General features: G+C 72.1%; 13 protein-coding genes and 2 pseudogenes. 14 read left to right on the top strand and 1 reads right to left on the bottom strand.

Features of this window, described 5'->3' with window-relative positions; genetic code table 11:
- The first annotated feature begins 37 nt into the window (after window positions 1-37).
- Together pheS and pheT are read left to right on the top strand one after the other, a co-directional pair.
- Window positions 38-1,105, top strand: coding sequence for a phenylalanine--tRNA ligase subunit alpha (pheS, locus tag ACGFIW_RS30320; RefSeq protein ID WP_030335722.1), 1,068 nt, complete (start codon window positions 38-40; stop codon window positions 1,103-1,105).
- Between the two features lie 40 nt (window positions 1,106-1,145).
- Window positions 1,146-3,695, top strand: a complete 2,550-nt coding sequence (gene pheT / locus ACGFIW_RS30315) for a phenylalanine--tRNA ligase subunit beta (protein ID WP_393322976.1) — start codon at window positions 1,146-1,148, stop codon at window positions 3,693-3,695.
- A 44-nt stretch (window positions 3,696-3,739) separates the two neighbouring features.
- Here the strand turns inward: pheT and ACGFIW_RS30310 are convergent, their stop codons facing one another.
- Window positions 3,740-4,630 (bottom strand): Crp/Fnr family transcriptional regulator, encoded by an 891-nt coding sequence (locus ACGFIW_RS30310; protein WP_393322974.1) that lies wholly within the window; start codon window positions 4,628-4,630, stop codon window positions 3,740-3,742.
- 215 nt (window positions 4,631-4,845) lie between these two features.
- On the opposite strand from ACGFIW_RS30310, the gene ACGFIW_RS30305 reads away from it, so the two are divergent.
- The 12 genes and pseudogenes from ACGFIW_RS30305 to argH all read left to right on the top strand — a co-directional run bounded on the left by ACGFIW_RS30305 (window position 4,846) and on the right by argH (window position 16,587).
- Window positions 4,846-5,628: a hypothetical protein gene (locus tag ACGFIW_RS30305; RefSeq protein ID WP_393323306.1), complete on the top strand. Its 783-nt coding sequence runs from the start codon at window positions 4,846-4,848 to the stop codon at window positions 5,626-5,628.
- Window positions 5,625-7,931, top strand: a complete 2,307-nt coding sequence (locus ACGFIW_RS30300) for a HEAT repeat domain-containing protein (RefSeq protein WP_393322971.1) — start codon at window positions 5,625-5,627, stop codon at window positions 7,929-7,931. Before ACGFIW_RS30305 ends, ACGFIW_RS30300 begins: the two co-directional genes overlap by 4 nt.
- Complete coding sequence (locus ACGFIW_RS30295) at window positions 7,928-8,758, top strand: hypothetical protein (protein WP_393322969.1); 831 nt, start codon at window positions 7,928-7,930, stop codon at window positions 8,756-8,758. Before ACGFIW_RS30300 ends, ACGFIW_RS30295 begins: the two co-directional genes overlap by 4 nt.
- Window positions 8,759-8,909: 151 nt before the next feature.
- Window positions 8,910-9,911 carry an N-acetyl-gamma-glutamyl-phosphate reductase gene (gene argC / locus ACGFIW_RS30290; RefSeq protein WP_393322967.1) on the top strand — a complete coding sequence of 334 codons (1,002 nt, stop codon included), beginning with the start codon at window positions 8,910-8,912 and terminating at the stop codon, window positions 9,909-9,911.
- Window positions 9,908-11,080 carry a bifunctional glutamate N-acetyltransferase/amino-acid acetyltransferase ArgJ gene (gene argJ, locus ACGFIW_RS30285; protein ID WP_393322964.1) on the top strand — a complete coding sequence of 391 codons (1,173 nt, stop codon included), beginning with the start codon at window positions 9,908-9,910 and terminating at the stop codon, window positions 11,078-11,080. Before argC ends, argJ begins: the two co-directional genes overlap by 4 nt.
- Before the next feature lie 55 nt (window positions 11,081-11,135).
- Window positions 11,136-12,041, top strand: a complete 906-nt coding sequence (gene argB / locus ACGFIW_RS30280) for an acetylglutamate kinase (protein WP_393322962.1) — start codon at window positions 11,136-11,138, stop codon at window positions 12,039-12,041.
- The gene (locus ACGFIW_RS30275; RefSeq protein WP_393322959.1) at window positions 12,038-13,312 is read left to right on the top strand and encodes an acetylornithine transaminase; all 1,275 of its coding nucleotides are present in this window, start codon (window positions 12,038-12,040) and stop codon (window positions 13,310-13,312) included. Before argB ends, ACGFIW_RS30275 begins: the two co-directional genes overlap by 4 nt.
- Window positions 13,309-14,292: an ornithine carbamoyltransferase gene (gene argF / locus ACGFIW_RS30270; protein WP_393322956.1), complete on the top strand. Its 984-nt coding sequence runs from the start codon at window positions 13,309-13,311 to the stop codon at window positions 14,290-14,292. The genes ACGFIW_RS30275 and argF overlap by 4 nt, the downstream gene beginning before the upstream one ends.
- A complete protein-coding gene (locus ACGFIW_RS30265; RefSeq protein ID WP_393322953.1) occupies window positions 14,289-14,804 on the top strand; it encodes an arginine repressor in 516 nt (171 codons plus the stop codon). The genes argF and ACGFIW_RS30265 overlap by 4 nt, the downstream gene beginning before the upstream one ends.
- Window positions 14,801-14,866, top strand: a pseudogene (locus ACGFIW_RS30260) (hypothetical protein); the annotation flags it as partial. The gene ACGFIW_RS30265 and the pseudogene ACGFIW_RS30260, both read left to right, overlap by 4 nt.
- 34 nt (window positions 14,867-14,900) lie before the next feature.
- Window positions 14,901-15,047, top strand: a pseudogene (locus ACGFIW_RS30255) (argininosuccinate synthase); the annotation flags it as partial.
- A gap of 76 nt (window positions 15,048-15,123) precedes the next feature.
- A complete protein-coding gene (argH, locus tag ACGFIW_RS30250) occupies window positions 15,124-16,587 on the top strand; it encodes an argininosuccinate lyase (protein WP_393322950.1) in 1,464 nt (487 codons plus the stop codon).
- Window positions 16,588-16,724: the final 137 nt, after the last annotated feature.

Below are 16,724 nucleotides of genomic sequence, written 5' to 3'. Positions count from 1 at the left end.
GAGGGCTGGCGCCGCCGTGAGGGAGTGCCCGTACGCCATGAGCTACCGCAACGATCCGTACGACCCGAAGCAGGTCGCCCTGCTCGACCCCGCCGCCCTGGCCGAGGCCGTCGCGGACGCCACGAAGGCGTTCGAGGCCGCCGCCGATCCGGACGCGCTGACCGCGCTGCGCTCGGTGCACCTGGGGGACCGGTCCCCGGTCTCCCTCGCCCGCCGGGAGATCGGCGCGTTGCCGCCGGCCGCGAAGTCCGACGCGGGTAAGCGGGTCAACGAGGCCCGCCGGGCGATCGAGTCCGCCTACGCCGAGCGCGCCGAGGTGGTGGAACGCGAGCAGGCCGAGCGGGTGCTGGTGGAGGAGCGGGTGGACGTCACCCTGCCCTACGACCGGCGTCCGCGGGGGGCCCGGCACCCGTTGAGCACCCTGATGGAGTCGATAAGTGACCTCTTCGTCGGGATGGGCTACGAGGTGGCCGAGGGGCCCGAGGTCGACCTGGAGTGGGTCAACTTCGACGCGTTGAACATCCCCGCCGACCACCCGGCGCGGGGGTTGATGGACACCTTCCACATCGCACCGGAGGGCTCCGGCCTGGTGCTGCGCACGCACACGTCGACGGTGCAGACCCGCACCATGCTCAGCCGCAAGCCGCCCATCTACGTGATCGTGCCCGGTCGCGTCTACCGCACCGACGAGATCGACGCCACCCACAGCCCGGTGTTCCACCAGGCCGAGGGCCTGGTGGTCGACAAGGGCATCACGATGGCGCACCTGCGGGGCACGCTCGACCACTTCGCCCGGGCGATGTTCGGCCCGGAGGCGAAGACCCGGTGGCGGCCGCACTACTTCCCGTTCACCGAGCCGTCGGCGGAGTTCGACGTGTGGTTCCCGGAGCACCGCGACGGCCCGCAGTGGGTCGAGTGGGGCGGCTGCGGGATGGTCAACCCACGGGTGCTGCGCGCCTGCGGCGTCGACCCGGAGGTCTACTCCGGGTTCGCCTTCGGCATGGGCATCGACCGGACCCTGATGGTCCGGCACGGGGTCAGCGACATCCGCCATCTCTTCGAGGGCGACGTGCGGTTCAGTCGGGCGCTCGGGACCGGGGCGTAGGCGATGCGGGTACGAGACACGGGAACGGTGGTCTGACGTCATGCGAGTTTCTGTCAGTTGGCTGCGGGAGTACGTCGATATCCCCGCCGACCTGCCCACCGGTGACCTGGAGCAGGCCCTGGTCGACCTCGGCATCGAGGTCGAGTCCGTGGTGGACCTGGCCGAGACCGTCACCGGCCAGCTCGTCGTCGGTGAGGTCCGCGAGATCGAGGAGCTCACCGGCTTCAAGAAGCCGATCCGGTTCTGCCGGGTCGACGTGGGTGCCGCCAACGGCACCGGCGAGCCGCAGGAGATCGTCTGCGGTGCCCGTAACTTCGCCGTGGGCGACCGGGTGGTGGTGATCCTGCCCGGCGGCGTGCTGCCCGGCGGCTTCGCCATCGGCGCCCGCAAGACGTACGGGCACAACTCGGCCGGCATGATCTGCTCCGCGAAGGAGTTGGGCCTGGGCGACGACCACTCCGGCATCATCGTGCTGGGCGCGGACGTGACGGCCAAGCCGGGCGACGACGCGCGCCCGGTGGTCGGCCTCGACGACGTCGTGCTCGATCTGGAGATCACCCCCGACCGGGGGTACGCGTTGAGCCTGCGCGGCCTGGCCCGGGAGCTGTCGCACGCGTTCGACGTGCCGCTGCGCGACCCGGCTCTGGTGCCCGCGCCGGCCGGCACGGCGACGCCGGCGTACCCGGTGGAGGTCCGCGACCCGGTCGGCTGCGACCGGTACGCGGCCCGCCTGGTCCGCGGCGTCGACCCGAGCGCGCCCACCCCGTCCTGGATGTCCCAGCGGCTCGTCACCGCCGGCATCCGCAGCATCTCGCTGCCGGTCGACATCACCAACTACGTGATGCTGGAGCTGGGCCAGCCGATGCACGCCTTCGACGCCGACCGGATCGCCGGGCCGCTGGTGGTCCGTCGCGCCGAGGCGGGGGAGAAGCTGACCACCCTCGACGGGGTCAACCGGGTGCTCACCGCCGATGACATGGTGATCTGCGACGACACTGGTCCGATCTCCCTCGCCGCGGTGATGGGCGGCGAGACCAGCGAGGTCGACACCGGAAAGACCACCAACGTGCTGTTCGAGGCCGCCCACTGGGACCCGGCGATGGTCGGGCGGACGGCCCGCCGGCACAAGCTGTTCAGCGAGGCCGCGAAGCGCTGGGAGCGGGGCGTCGACCCGGCCGTGGCGCTCGTCGCGTTGGAGCGGGCCGTGCGGCTGCTCACCGAGCACGGCGGGGGCACGCCGAGCGCGGAGGTCCTGGACATCGACCACGTCCGGCCGCGTACCCCGATCAGTCTTCCAGCGGACCTGCCGACCCGGCGGGTCGGCGTCGAGTACCCGCCGGCGCGGGTGGTCGCCCTGCTGGAACGGGTCGGCTGCACCGTCGCGCAGGGCGCGGACCGGTTGTCCGAGGACCCGGGCGCGGTCGGCGTGGCCAGCGGCGTCGGGGTGACGCTCAGCGTCACCCCGCCGACCTGGCGGCCCGACCTGACCGACCCGGCCGACCTGGTCGAGGAGGTGGTTCGCCTCGACGGGTACGACAGGGTGCCGGCGGTGCTGCCGACCGCACCCCCCGGCCGCGGGTTGACCCCGCGGCAGCGTCGGCGTCGGGCGGTCGCGGGGTCGCTGGCCGAGCGAGGGTACGTGGAGGTGCTGGCGCACCCGTTCGTGTCGCCGGAGCTGGCCGACCAGCTCGGCCTGCCCGCCGACGACCTGCGCAGGCCGGCGGTGCGGCTGGCCAACCCGCTGTCCGAGGAGGAGCCGCTGCTGCGTACCACGCTGCTCGGCCCGCTGCTCGGCACCCTCAAGCGCAACCTCGGCCGGGGTCACCGCGACCTGGCCCTCTACGAGATCGGGGCGGTCTTCCACCCGCGCCTCGGCGCCGGCAGCCCGCCGGCGATGGGCGTGGACCGACGTCCGACCGACGCGGAGTTCGCCGCCGCCGACGCGGTCGTGCCGGCGCAGCCGGTTCACGTCGCCGTGGTGCTCGCCGGCGACCTCGACCCGGCCGGCTGGTGGGGCGCGGGTCGCCCGGCCGGCTGGGCGGACGCGATCGAGGCGGCGCGTGACGTGCTGGCCGCCGCCGGGATCCCCGACGAGCGGGTGGAGGTGCGGGCGGCCGAGTACGCGCCGTGGCACCCCGGCCGCTGCGCCGAGCTGCGAGTCGACGGCGCGGTCGTCGGGCACGCCGGTGAGCTGCACCCGGTGGTGGTCGCGGCGCTGGAGCTGCCCCGGCGCACCTGCGCGATGGAGTTGGACCTGGACGCGCTGCCGGCGACCCCGGTGACGCCCGCGCCGACGGTGTCCGGCTTCCCGCCGGCACTCATCGACGTGGCCCTGGTGGTGGACGAGTCGGTGCCGGCGGAGCAGGTGCGCCGGGCACTGGAGGCGGGCGCCGGTCCGCTGCTGGAGGACGTGCGGCTGTTCGACGTGTACTCCGGCGCGCAGCTCGGCGACGGTCGCCGGTCGCTGGCGTACAAGCTGACCTTCCGTGCGCCGGACCGGACGCTGACCGTCGAGGAGGCGGTGGCGGCCCGGGACGCGGCGGTCGCGGTAGCGGCGGAACGCCTCGGCGCGACCCTGCGCGGCGCGTAACGGAGCCGATGGGCCCCCTCCTGCGGACGGCAGGAGGGGGCCCGTCAGTCTTCGCTGGATTCCAGGTCGCCGAGCTTGCGCAGACCTGCCAGATCGCGGACGGTGATCCGGCGGTAGTCGGTGTCGACGAATCCGTCTGTCCGTAGCTCCCGCAGCGCCTTCTGGATGGAGGTCTCGGAGGCGCCGCAGATGGTGGCCAGGTCGGGCTGCGTGAGTCGGACGTCGATGATGATGCCGTCGCGCCCTTGTCGACCGTGGGTCCGGCACAGTTCCGCGATCACTCGGGCGACACGCAGTTTCACCGGGTACGAGGTGAAGTCGATCCGCCGTCGATTCGACCAGCGCAGTCGGTCGGACACCATCGCGGCGAGTTCGAGGGCGGCGTCGGGGTGTTCCTTCAGGAACCGCTTGAACCGGTCCGGTTGGATCACGCTGTACCGTGCGGGCCCGCAGGTCGTGACGGTCGCGGAGCGGGGAGCGTTGTTCAGCGCGGACATTTCGCCCACGAGGTCGCCGCCGACCCGGAGCGACAGCAGGGCCGACCGGCCATCCGGCAGCGTGGCGGTGACTTTGGTCAGGCCCTCTTCGAGGAGTACCAGGTGGGATTCCCGTATGCCTTCGTGGATCACGATCTGCCCGGCGGGAACCTCACGACGAACGCCCAGCCCCAGCAGCGTCATGCGAACCGGCGGCGCGAGGCGTTGTAGGAACGTGCCGTAGGGCCACTTGCCGCCGGAAAGCTCGCGTGGTCGTCGCATCTGCGGCCTCAGCCTCCTTCGCCACTGACAGCTGCCGAAGCGTAGCCGTTCCTGCGCGCAGCGCGATGCCCCTGTCGCGGCGACGATTTCGGCCAGCAGGCGGATCGCCATCAGCACCATCACGGCCACGGGTGGCCATTCGAGGGTGGGCAGCAGCGCAAACAGGTTCGTCCTCATGCGACAAGGACACCGTCCGGGGGTGTCGCTGACTCCCGAACAGAACGGGATGACCGTTTTTCGACAGCCCCGAGACGATGCCGTACTTCTACGGGGTCCCGACTGGTCCCCGGCGCTTCGATGGCTCCTGCGGTGCTCGCTCGTCGGGCGAGCCGGTGACGAGGGGCGGGAGCCTGATGCAACATCCCGAGCGGCGACTGTTGATCTCTGTGGATATGGAACGGTACAGCCGACGCAGCAACCTGCAGCAGTATGAGGCGCAGCGGCATTTCGGAGAACTGCTGCACGAGGCTGCTGGCGCTGTCGGCCTGGACCGTGTGGCCTGGACCACTCAGCGGGCGGGTGACGGCGAACTCGCAATCCTGCCCCGGGAGGTGGCCGAGTCTCGTGTCATCGGTAGGTTCGTGCCGGAGCTGAACCGGCGGCTGCGCAACTACAACGGCAGCCGCCTCCCCGTTGCCCGGATCCGACTCCGGGTGGCCGTGCACCAGGGCCTGGTGCACATGGACGGTGCGAACGGTTTCCCCGGCAACGCCGTCGTCTTCGTCTGTCGCCTGTGCGATGCCGATCCCGTCAAGAAGGCCCTGGCGGCCTTTCCCGAGGCGGGGGTGGCGCTCGTCGTCTCGACCGAGATCTTCCGGGACGTGGTCAGCGAGTATCCGGAAGAGATGCGGCCGGAGCGTTTCGTGCGGATCGAGGTGGCCCATCCGGACAAGGAGTTCCGCGAGTACGCCTGGCTGTGTGTCGTGGACGAGGATCTCGGCGGCGCGGCGGTCCCGGGCGTCGTACCCCCCGTTGTGGAAGGCCCTGCCCCGGCTGGGGAGAAGCCGGCAGGCACCGCCGAGGGGAAGCCCACCAACAGCGCGACAGGTCACGGTGGAATTCGGACCGGTGACATCCGGGTCCAGGGGCAGAACGCGATCGGCCAGGGTGCGACGGCGATCGGCTCGGTCGGCCGCGACGCGAACGTCGGCCCGAGACGAGGCAGGTCCCGATGATCGTTCGGTATCCCTCTGCCTCCGCCGGCACCGCGCGGGCTCTGGACGACCTCGTGCACGATTTTTCGGAGGAGCCCTCGGCCGACGACCCGTTCGGCGACGCCGGTGCTGGTGTGCTCGCCGGATCGGGGGACACCCTGCCAGCCACGGGTTCCCTCGATGGCCAGGACGAGCCGGGTTCGACCGGGGAACTGCCCGAGGAGCCAGCGGAGGAGGAGGCGGACGAACCGGAAGACCACCTCGACCCGACGGACGTGTTGCGCCGGCTGGCCGGCCTGCTGGGTGGGTCGAGCATCGGAGTCGGCGATGTTCGGGTCCAGGGACAGAACGCCACCGGTCATGGCGCCGTCGCCATCGGGACCGTCAATGTCACCGCCGCCCGGTCCGACGGCGCGGGGCGGGTCTGGTTCGAAACACTTGTCGAGGCAGGCGTCCACGAGACCGCCAGCGGGTACGCGTCCACGCCCAGTGACCGGCGGCTCGACCGTCATCTCCACCAGCACCACCTGGTCTGCCTCTCCGGACCGGTGGGGAGCGGACGGTTCACGTCGGCGACCCTCGCGGTGGCCCGCAGACACGGGTTCAACCGGGTCTGCGTGCTCGGCGTCGAGCGGTTGTCCGATCTGCTCGGCGCGGGGGTGTCGTTGCCCGCGGGACACGGTTACGTGGTCGAACTGAGCGAGGTGGTTCTCCGCGCGGTCGACGGATTCACACTGGTGGCGCTGGCCGCCAGGGCCGCGACCTCGGGCACGACGGTGGTCCTGGTCGGTGACTTCTCCCAGCGGAAGCACGACTTCGTCAGCCACGTCGTGGACCATCGCCCGGCCCCGGCAACCGAGGTGTTTCGGGCGCAACTCCGTCATCAGCTCAGAGGGCGGTGTGTCGGCTGGTGCACGGACACCTGCGACGGACGCTGCCTGGAGCGGTATGTGGATCTGGACTGCGTCGGACATCCACTGCTGTCGGCCTACCTGGCCGGAGAGCCTCGACCCAGCGAGGTCCTGAAGGTCGTCGCGGCGCTCTCTCCCACCGCTCCCAAGGCTGGCGCCCTGGCCGTGCGGCTGGAGCAGTTCCTGCCGCTCCAACTTCGGGAGCGCGCCGTGGAGATCCTCGACGTGCGACGCCGCGGCGAGGAGACGGACGGGTTCACCGACGAGGAGGTGCGCGCGTTCCGCCTCTCCTGCGCCGTGCTGGCCGGACAGCCCGTGGCCGAGATCCACGAGGCAGCCCAACGTCTGGCTCGCCAGGGCTTCCCGGAGATGACGCCGATCGGTGCACCCCTGCGCGGGTCGGCGATCGACATGCTGTTGGGGCAGGCGCTGGGCCAGGCTGTCACACGGGTGCCCGACGGGCGGGTGCCGGGCGGGTGCCGGATCGACTTTCCGGCGGGTAGCGAGTCGATCCGGTCGGCACTGCTGGACGTCGCGTGGACCGACTGGTGGTCGCCTGGACAACTCCTCGACTGGCTCGCAGACCTGATCCGGGCGGACCTTCCGCCGGTCCGGCAGGCCGCCGCCGGGGCCATCGGTTGGTCGGCGACGCGCGATGTGCGGGCGGCCCTGCACACGGTGGGGGAATTGGCCCGGGACCGGCGGGCTGGGGTCCGACAGGCGGCAGCGATCGTGCTGGTCGCCATGGCCATGCAGCCGATGTTGCGCCTTCGGGTCCGCGCCGAGCTCGATCAGTGGGCCGCCGGTCCGGCAGCGCATCTGCAGGACACCGTGGCGCGCGCGTACAGCCTCGGGTTGGCCCGGCTCTGGCCGGACGTGGCGTTGGCGCAGTTGCGCCAGGTGGCTCGGGCCCGGATGCAGCGGCGCAACAACTCCGTCGTCCGAGGACTGGTCGAGGTGTATGAGAACGGCCATGCCGCGAGCGTCGTTCCGGCGCTGGTGGACTGGGCGGCGTCCGCCGACCCCGAGGTGCAACTCCACGCCGCGCGGACCCTGCGGGTGCTCGCGGACCGTTGGGCGGAACCGCCGAGAGAGCACTGGCCGCAGTTGCTGCACCTGGTCGACCAGAAAGTGATTCGTCTGGCCGATCTGGCCGGGCTCTGGGCGGTCGCCCTCAGCCTGCCACGGACGGCGTACCGCACGTGGCGGACCCTCGGGTTCTGGCTGGACCGGGCGGACCGGCAGCCAGCCGTTGCCGGCCACTGCCTTGACCTCGTGCGTCATCTGATCGCGGGAGAGCCCGCACTGCGTCATCGCCTGGACCATCAGCTCCACCACGTATGGCGTCCCGTGCTGCCCCAGAACGACCTGCTCGATGACGTACAACGACTGATCGACGAGGAGACACGATGATCATCAATCCGCCTGGCGGTCCCGGCACGAGACCATCCGTACCCGGGCAGGTGGCACGCCATCGTTGGTGGCACGCGTTCTTCCCGCCGGCGGAACTTCCGCTTCCGCCCGCTCCGCCACCGCCGGTCGTCCCGGCCACGGTCACGTTCCGGCAGGACGCCCCGGCGCCGATCCTGGTCCCGGCGAAGGGAGACGCGTTCGACTTCCGCCTGCACGCCCTCTACCACTGGACGGGGCAGAACATGGCCTACGAGGAGTTGCGGCTCCGCGCCGAGCGTTACCTGGGCTGGGCTGCCGGGATCGTCCGGGAGCGGGCAGTTGACCTGGCACGTGAACACGAACCTCACCGTTCGCACGATCTCGAGCGTGCGCTGAACAGCCGTCTCGGCGGCCAGCGCTGGCCGCGCGAGGGTGCCCTGCCGCACTTCGGTGTGCTCATCCGCGTCAGCCCGGACGAGCGTGTCCGGGAGAGGCTGCGGCCGTACTGGGAGGAACGGATCAGGCTTGAGTGTGATCACGAGCTGCAGAAGATCAAGGCGACCCAGGCGAACGAGCTGACTCGTCGCTGGTGCGCGGTGCTACAGGGTCTTGAGGACGATCCGGTGACCTCGCATGCGGCGCGGTTGACTGGTGAGCAGTTCGCCGAGGTGTTCCGCCGGTACGTTGAGGAACGCCGAGAGAGCGTTCCCGAACTCGTCAAACTGCTTCGTGAGGCGGTGCGGGGACATGGCGATCTCGGTATGGGGCCGAGCGAGTACACAGAGGCATGGGACGCGGCCCTGAGGACGTATGAGCGTCAGCACGGGTTGTCCGAGCGGGTGAACTGACACGGGTGTCCTCTGCCGGGATCATCTGGCAGAGGGCAGTCAGCGCTCGACCGATGCGGTCCGCCTTTCATTAGCATGCACTGCTCTGCATGAACTTGCACTCGTGAGTCGTCCTTGTTAATCTTCGCTGCATAGTCATGCGGAGGTGAGTATGGGGATCCGAGTCGCGGTTGCCGGTGCGAGCGGTTACGCGGGGGGTGAGCTGCTGCGACTGATCGCCGGTCACCCGGAGTTCGACCTGGTCGCCGCCACTGCGCACAGCCAGGCCGGACATCGTGTCGACGTGGTGCATCCGCAGCTCACCGGGCTCGACCTGGTGCTCGGCGAGACCGACCCGACGACCCTGGCCGACGCGGACCTGGTCTTCCTGGCCCTGCCGCACGGTGAGTCGGCGGCCCTGGCGGCCCACCTGCCGGCCGAGGTGCGCGTCGTCGACCTGGGCGCGGATCACCGGCTCGCCGACCCGTACGCCTGGGCGCAGTACTACGGCGGCACGCACGCCGGGCAGTGGACCTACGGCCTGCCCGAGCTGCCCGGCCAGCGGGAGCTGATCGCCGGCTCCACCCGGGTGGCGAACACCGGCTGCTACGCCGCCGCGATCACCCTGGCGCTCGCGCCGCTGATCGCCGACGGCGCGGCCAGCCCCGCCGACGTGGTGGTGGTCGCGGCCTCGGGCACCTCCGGGGCGGGACGGTCGGCCAAGGCGCACCTGCTGGCCAGCGAGGTGATGGGGGACCTGTCGCCGTACCGGGTGGGCACCCACCAACACGTACCGGAGATCAAGCAGGCCACCGGCGCGACCGGGCTGTCGTTCACCCCGGTCCTGGCGCCGATGCCGCGCGGCATCCTGGCCACCGTCACGGCGGTGCCGGCGCGCGGCGTCGACCCGCAGGAGGTGCTGGCGCGGGCGTACGCGGACGCGCCGTTCGTGCACGTGCTGCCGGAGGGCCGTTGGCCGCACACCGCCGCCACGTTGGGCTCCAACTCGTGTCACCTACAGGCCACCGTCGACGTCGACTCGGGTCGCCTGATCGTGCTCAGCGCGTTGGACAACCTGGGCAAGGGCGCCGCCGGTCAGGCCGTCCAGAACGCCAATCTGATGCTCGGCCTGCCGGAGACGACGGGCCTGTCGATCTGGGGAGTAGCACCGTGAGCGTTACCACCCCACGGGGGTTCCGGGCGGCCGGGGTGGCCGCCGGTCTCAAGGCCGGCGGTGGCGCGGACGTCGCCCTGGTGGTCAACGACGGCCCGGACGCGGGTGTGGCAGGTGTGTTCACCACCAACCGGGTCAAGGCCGCGCCGGTGCTCTGGAGCCAGCAGGTCGTGCGGGGCGGCGTGGTCCGCGTCGTGGTGCTCAACTCCGGTGGCGCCAACGCCTGCACCGGCCCGGCCGGCTTCCAGGACACGCACGCCACCGCCGAGCACACCGCCGCCGCGCTGACCTCGGTCAGCCCCCGGCTGATGCTCGGTGCCGGTGAGGTGGCGGTCTGCTCCACCGGGCTGATCGGTGAGCGGCTGCCGATGCCGAAGCTGCTGTCCGGCGTCCGCTCGGCGATCCGGGGGCTCTCCCGGGACGGCGGCCTGGCCGCCGCCGAGGCGATCATGACCACGGACACCCGGCCCAAGACCACGGTGGCCCGGGGCGGCGGCTGGACGGTCGGCGGCATGGCCAAGGGGTCCGGGATGCTCGCGCCGGGGATGGCCACCATGCTGTGCGTGTTGACCACCGACGCGGTGGCCGGGCCGGCGACGCTGGACGAGGCGCTGCGGGCGGCGACCCGGGTCACCTTCGACCGGGTCGACTCCGACGGCTGCATGTCCACCAACGACACCGTGCTGTTGCTGGCCAGCGGCGCGAGTGGCATCGAGCCGACGCCTGCCGAGCTGACCGCCGCCGTCACCGCGGCCTGTCACGACCTGGCCCAGCAGCTGGTGTCTGACGCCGAGGGTGCCACCAAGGAGGTCGCCATCGACGTGGTCGGCGCCGCCGACGAGGACGACGCGGTCGAGGTGGGCCGCACGGTGGCCCGCAACAACCTGGTCAAGACCGCGCTGTTCGGCAACGACCCGAACTGGGGTCGGATCCTCGCCGCGGTCGGCACCACCGCCGCCGCCTTCGATCCGGACGAGGTGGACGTGGCGGTCAACGGGGTGTGGGTGTGCCGGGGCGGTGCCGGCGCCGAGGACCGGTCGAAGGTCGACCTGACCGGGCGGGACGTGACCATCCGGATCGACCTGCACGCGGGTGGGTCCGCCGCGACGATCTGGACCAACGACCTGTCCCACGCGTACGTGCACGAGAACTCGGCGTACTCGACGTGAGCGCGAGGAACGCAGCGCAGCGGAGTCCCGCAGTCGCGGACGAAAGGTTGGCGCGGTGACCCTCAGCAGCGACCTCACCCGCGCCCAGGTCAAGGCGGAGACGCTGATCGAGGCGCTGCCCTGGCTGGCGCGCTTCTCCGGCTCCACGGTCGTGGTCAAGTACGGCGGCAACGCGATGACCGACCCCGAGTTGCAGCGGGCGTTCGCCGCCGACATGGTCTTCCTGCGGTACGCCGGTCTGAAGCCCGTGGTGGTGCACGGCGGCGGCCCGCAGATCTCCGCCATGCTGGGCCGGCTCGGCATCGCCAGCGAGTTCCGGGGCGGGCTGCGGGTCACCACCGCCGAGGCGATGGACGTGGTCCGGATGGTGCTGGTCGGGCAGGTGGGCCGCGAGCTGGTCGGGCTGATCAACTCGCACGGCCCGTACGCGGTCGGCCTCTCCGGCGAGGACGCCCGGCTGTTCACCGCGGTGCGCCGCCCGGCGTACGTGGACGGGTTGCCGGTCGACGTCGGCCAGGTCGGTGACGTCGAGTCGGTAGACGTGTCCGCGGTGACCGACCTGATCGAGGCCGGTCGGATTCCGGTGATCTCCACGGTGGCGCCGGACGCGGACGGGGTGCTGCACAACCTCAACGCGGACACCGCCGCCGCGGCGCTGGCCATCGCCCTGCGCGCCCGCAAGCTGGTCGTGCTCACCGACGTGGCCGGCCTGTACGCCGACTGGCCGGACACCACAAGCCTGGTCTCCGAGATCGTCGCGGACGACCTGGCCAAGCTGCTGCCCAGCCTGGAGTCGGGGATGGTGCCGAAGATGGAGGCGTGCCTGCGGGCGGTGCGTGGGGGAGTGCCGGCCGCGCACGTGGTCGACGGCCGCGTGGCGCACTCCACGTTGCTCGAGGTGTTCACCTCGGAAGGGTTCGGAACGATGGTGGTGCCGGGAGACGGGATGGTCGCATCGTGAGCACGTTGGCGCAGCGCTGGACGCAGTCCATGATGGACAACTACGGTACGCCGCCGCTGGCGTTGGTCTCCGGCGCCGGTGCCGTCGTGGTGGACGACACCGGTCGGGAATACCTCGACCTGGTCGGTGGCATCGCGGTCAACGCCCTCGGGCACGCCCACCCGGCCGTGGTGGCGGCGGTGTCCAAGCAGGTCGCGACCCTCGGGCACGTCTCCAACCTCTACGTCGCCGAGCCGCCGGTCGCCCTGGCCGAGCTGTTGCTGGCGCTCGCCGGCCGGCCCGGCCGGGTCTTCTTCGCCAACTCGGGCGCGGAGGCCAACGAGGCGGCGTTCAAGTTGTCCCGGCGCACCGGCCGCACGCACGTGGTGGCCACCCGGGGCGGCTTCCACGGCCGCACCATGGGTGCCCTGGCTCTGACCGGGCAGCCGGCGAAGGCCGACCCGTTCCGGCCGCTGCCCGGCGAGGTGACCCACGTCGACTACGGCGACGTCGCCGCCCTCGAAGCGGCGGTCACGGAGGCCACCGCCATGGTGATCCTGGAGCCCATCCAGGGCGAGAACGGCGTGGTCGTCCCCCCGGCCGGCTACCTGGCCGCGGCCCGGCAGATCACCGCCCGGCACGGCGCGCTGCTGGTCCTCGACGAGGTGCAGACCGGCATCGGCCGCACCGGCCACTGGTTCGCGCACCAGGCCGAGGGCGTGGAGCCGGACGTGGTCACCCTGGCCAAGGGCCTCGGCGGCGGGCTGCCCATCGGGGCCACGCTGGCCTTCGGCCGGGCCGCGGACCTGCTCACCCCCGGCTCGCACGGCACCACCTTCGGCGGCAATCCGGTGAGCTGCGCGGCGGCGCTCGCGGTGGTGGCGACCATCGCCAACGAGGGCCTGCTGGACAACGTCAAGCGCGTCGGCGAGCGGCTGCGTCGCGGCATCGAGGCGCTGGGCCATCCGCTGATCGCCGGGGTACGCGGTGCCGGGCTGCTGCTCGGCGTGACGCTCACCGCGCCGGTGGCACCGGTGCTCGCCGAGGCGTTGCGCGAGGCGGGCTTCCTGGTCAACGCCGTGCAGCCGGGTGTGATCCGGCTTGTCCCACCGCTGATCCTCACCGCCGCCCAGACGGACACCTTCCTCGCGGCGCTGCCCGCCGCCCTGGACGCGACCGCCCCGGCAGCCACCGCAACCGCCGCAGATCTTGGAGGGAAAGCGCCCCTCCAGGGGCCGAAACCTTCCAAGATCTCGACGACCACCACCACCACGACGGGAACGAGCGCATGACTCGGCACTTCCTGCGCGACGACGACCTCTCGCCGGCCGAGCAGTCCACGGTCCTCGACCTGGCGGCGCGGATGAAGGCGGACCGGTTCGGCCACCAGCCGCTGGCCGGCCCCCGTTCGGTGGCGGTGCTCTTCGACAAGCAGAGCCTGCGGACCAGGATCTCGTTCGACGCCGGCATCGCCGAGCTGGGCGGGCACCCCCTCGTGGTGGACACGCAGGTCACCCACTTCGGGCGGGGTGAGTCCCTCGCCGACGCGGGGCGGGTGCTGTCCCGCTACGTCGCGGCCATCGTGCTGCGGACCCACGGCGACGACCGGATCGCCGAGGTGGCGAGCGGCGCCACCGTGCCCGTGGTCAACGCGCTCACCGACGGGTTCCACCCGTGCCAACTGCTGGCCGACCTGCTCACCATCCGGGAGCGGTGCGGCGGCACGGCCGGGCGCACCCTGACCTACGTCGGCGACGGCGCGAACAACATGGCGCAGTCGTACCTGCTGGCCGGGGCGATGGCCGGCATGCACGTGCGGATCGCGGGGCCGGCCGGGTTCGCGCCGGACGAGGCCGTGCTGGACCGGGCGGCCCGGATCGCCGCCGACACCGGCGGGTCGGTGCGGGTGCTGACCGACCCGGCCCAGGCGGTACGCGACGCCGACGTGCTGGCCACCGACACCTGGACGTCGATGGGGCAGGAGTCCGACGGGCTGGACCGGATCACCCCGTTCCTGCCGTACCAGGTCAACAAGGAACTGCTCGGCCAGGCCGCGCCGGACGCGATCGTGCTGCACTGCCTGCCCGCGCACCGCGGTGAGGAGATCACCGACGAGGTGCTGGACGGTCCGCAGAGCGCCGTCTTCGACCAGGCGGAGAACCGGCTGCACGCGCAGAAGGCACTGCTGACCTTCCTGCTCGACACGACGACCGAAGCTGCCGCGACCGGGGCTGCCGCGACCGGGGCCACCGTGGTCGGGGAGTCGCGTTGACTGGGCCACTGACCCGCGCGGCCCGGCACGCCCGGATCGTGGAGCTGATCCGGGAGAAGGCGATCCGGTCGCAGACCGAGCTGGCCGACCTGCTCGCCGCCGACGGTGTCGTCGTCACCCAGGCCACCCTCTCGCGGGACCTGGAGGAGTTGGGCGCGGTCAAGGTGCGCGGCGGTGACGGGCCCGCCGTCTACCTGATCCCCGAGGACGGCCAGCGACCGCTGCGCGACGCCGAGGCCGCGCCGGCACGGCTGGTGCGGTTGCTGCGCGAACTGCTCAACGGGGTCGACTCCAGCGGCAACATCGCCGTGCTGCGTACCCCGCCGGGGGCGGCCCAGTACCTGGCCAGCGCGTTGGACCGAGCGGGTCTGCCGGAGATCGTCGGCACCATCGCCGGTGACGACACCATCCTCGTCTTGGCCCGCGAGGCCGTCGGCGGGGCCGCGCTCGGTGACAAGCTCGCCGGTTGGGCCGGCCGGGAAGACAACGCCGAAGGGAACAGCACGCCATGACCGGGCGGGTCGTGCCCGCGTACTCCGGGGGGTTGGACACCTCCGTCGCCATTCCGTACCTGGCCGAGCGGACCGGCGCCGAGGTGATCGCGGTCGCGGTCGACGTCGGGCCTCTACGACTTCGGGATGGCCACCTACGACACCTTCGACCGGTCTCTGGCGAAGGGCTTCGTGCGGCTGTGGGGCCTGCCGAGTCGGATGGCCGCCGCGCGGGACGCCCGGCTGGGCGGTGCCGGACGGTGACGCCCGCCAGCGCGCGGAGTGAGCGAGCGCAACGAGTGGGCCCCGCAGTCGCGAGTGAAAGGCGAGCAGAGCAATGATGGGCGACGTGGACGACAAGAGCCTGACCGAGAACAGCGCAGCCACCAACCGGACGAGCCTGTGGGGTGGCCGGTTCGCGGGCGGCCCCGCCGAGGCACTCGCCCGACTGTCGGTGAGCGTGCAGTTCGACTGGCGCCTGGCCCCGTACGACATCGCCGGTTCCCGGGCGCACGCTCGGGTCCTGGCCGGCGCCGGCCTGCTCGACCCCGAGGAGTTGGGTCGGATCCTGGCGGCCCTGGACGACCTGGAGGCGGCGTGCGCCTCGGGGTCGTTCCGCCCCACGATCGACGACGAGGACGTGCACACCGCGCTGGAGCGCGGGCTGCTGGAGCGCCTCGGCAGCCTCGGTGGCAAGCTGCGCGCCGGCCGGTCGCGCAACGACCAGGTCGCCACCGACCTGCGCCTCTACCTGCGCGACCACGCCCGGGGCGTGGCCAGCCGCCTGGTCGAGTTGGCGGAGGCGCTGGTCGAGCAGGCCGAGCGGCACATCGACACCGCCGCGCCGGGCATGACCCACCTTCAGCACGCCCAGCCGGTCACGTTCGGGCACTGGCTGCTCGCCCACGTGCAGCCGCTGCTGCGGGACCTGGAGCGGTTGCGCGACTGGGACCACCGGGCGGCGATCAGCCCGCTCGGCGCGGGCGCCCTCGCCGGTTCGGGGCTTCCGCTGGATCCGGTGGCCGTGGCCAAGGAGCTGGGTTTCCGGACGTCGTTCGCCAACTCGATGGACGCCGTCGCCGACCGGGACTTCGTCGCCGAGTTCCTCTTCGCCACCGCCCTGATCGGGGTGCACCTGTCCCGGCTCGGTGAGGAGGTCGTGCTCTGGACCTCGCACGAGTTCGGCTGGGTGGAGTTGGACGACTCGTTCGCGACCGGTTCGTCGATCATGCCGCAGAAGAAGAACGCGGACATCGCCGAGCTGGCCCGGGGCAAGTCCGGCCGCCTGGTCGGCGGTCTGGTGACGGTGCTCACCATGCTCAAGGGCCTGCCGATGACCTACGACCGGGACATGCAGGAGGACAAGGAGCCGGCCTTCGACGCCGTCGACACCCTGGAGCTGCTGCTCCCGGCCCTGGCCGGCATGATCTCCACGATGTCGGTCCGGGTGGACCGCCTCGTCGCCGCCGCGCCGGTCGGCTTCTCCCTCGCCACCGAGGTCGCCGACTGGCTGGTCCGGCGCAACGTGCCCTTCCGGGACGCCCACGAGATCACCGGCCGGCTGGTGGCGCTCTGCGCGGCCCGGGAGTGCGAGTTGGAGGACGTCTCCGACGACGACCTGACCACCATCAGCGAGCACCTCGACCCGTCGGTGCGCGACGTGCTCTCGGTCCGTTCGGCCCTCGCGGCCCGGACCACCCCCGGCTCGACCGGCCCCGGCCCGGTGGCCGACCAACTCGCCACCGCCGCGGACCGGCTGGCCACCTGGCGGGAGTGGTCCGCCGAGCGGGTCGTCCCGCGCTAGAAGTTGTCGTGGGGGGGGGGGGGGGCGCCCCCGCCCCCCCCCGGGGGGGGCCCCGGGGGGGCCCGCGGGGGGGGCGGGGGCCCCACCCACTAGTTAGCCCCCGGGCCCCGCACGGGCACCGCCACCGCGGGGCGTGC

Origin of the sequence: Micromonospora sp. NPDC048935 (assembly GCF_043197875.1) — a bacterium.
Taxonomy (GTDB): Bacteria; Actinomycetota; Actinomycetes; order Mycobacteriales; family Micromonosporaceae; genus Micromonospora.
Note: the sequence above shows the minus strand (reverse complement) of the source record. Positions and strands in the feature narration are given on the sequence as shown.

Excerpts from the sequence above, each read along its gene's own strand:
- pheS (WP_030335722.1), top strand. The coding sequence starts at position 38 with ATGAGCTACCGCAACGATCCGTACGACCCGAAGCAGGTCGCCCTGCTC.
- pheT (WP_393322976.1), top strand. The coding sequence starts at position 1,146 with ATGCGAGTTTCTGTCAGTTGGCTGCGGGAGTACGTCGATATCCCCGCC.
- ACGFIW_RS30310 (WP_393322974.1), bottom strand. The coding sequence starts at position 4,630 with ATGAGGACGAACCTGTTTGCGCTGCTGCCCACCCTCGAATGGCCACCC.
- ACGFIW_RS30305 (WP_393323306.1), top strand. The coding sequence starts at position 4,846 with ATGGAACGGTACAGCCGACGCAGCAACCTGCAGCAGTATGAGGCGCAG.
- ACGFIW_RS30300 (WP_393322971.1), top strand. The coding sequence starts at position 5,625 with ATGATCGTTCGGTATCCCTCTGCCTCCGCCGGCACCGCGCGGGCTCTG.
- ACGFIW_RS30295 (WP_393322969.1), top strand. The coding sequence starts at position 7,928 with ATGATCATCAATCCGCCTGGCGGTCCCGGCACGAGACCATCCGTACCC.
- argC (WP_393322967.1), top strand. The coding sequence starts at position 8,910 with ATGGGGATCCGAGTCGCGGTTGCCGGTGCGAGCGGTTACGCGGGGGGT.
- argF (WP_393322956.1), top strand. The coding sequence starts at position 13,309 with ATGACTCGGCACTTCCTGCGCGACGACGACCTCTCGCCGGCCGAGCAG.
- argH (WP_393322950.1), top strand. The coding sequence starts at position 15,124 with ATGGGCGACGTGGACGACAAGAGCCTGACCGAGAACAGCGCAGCCACC.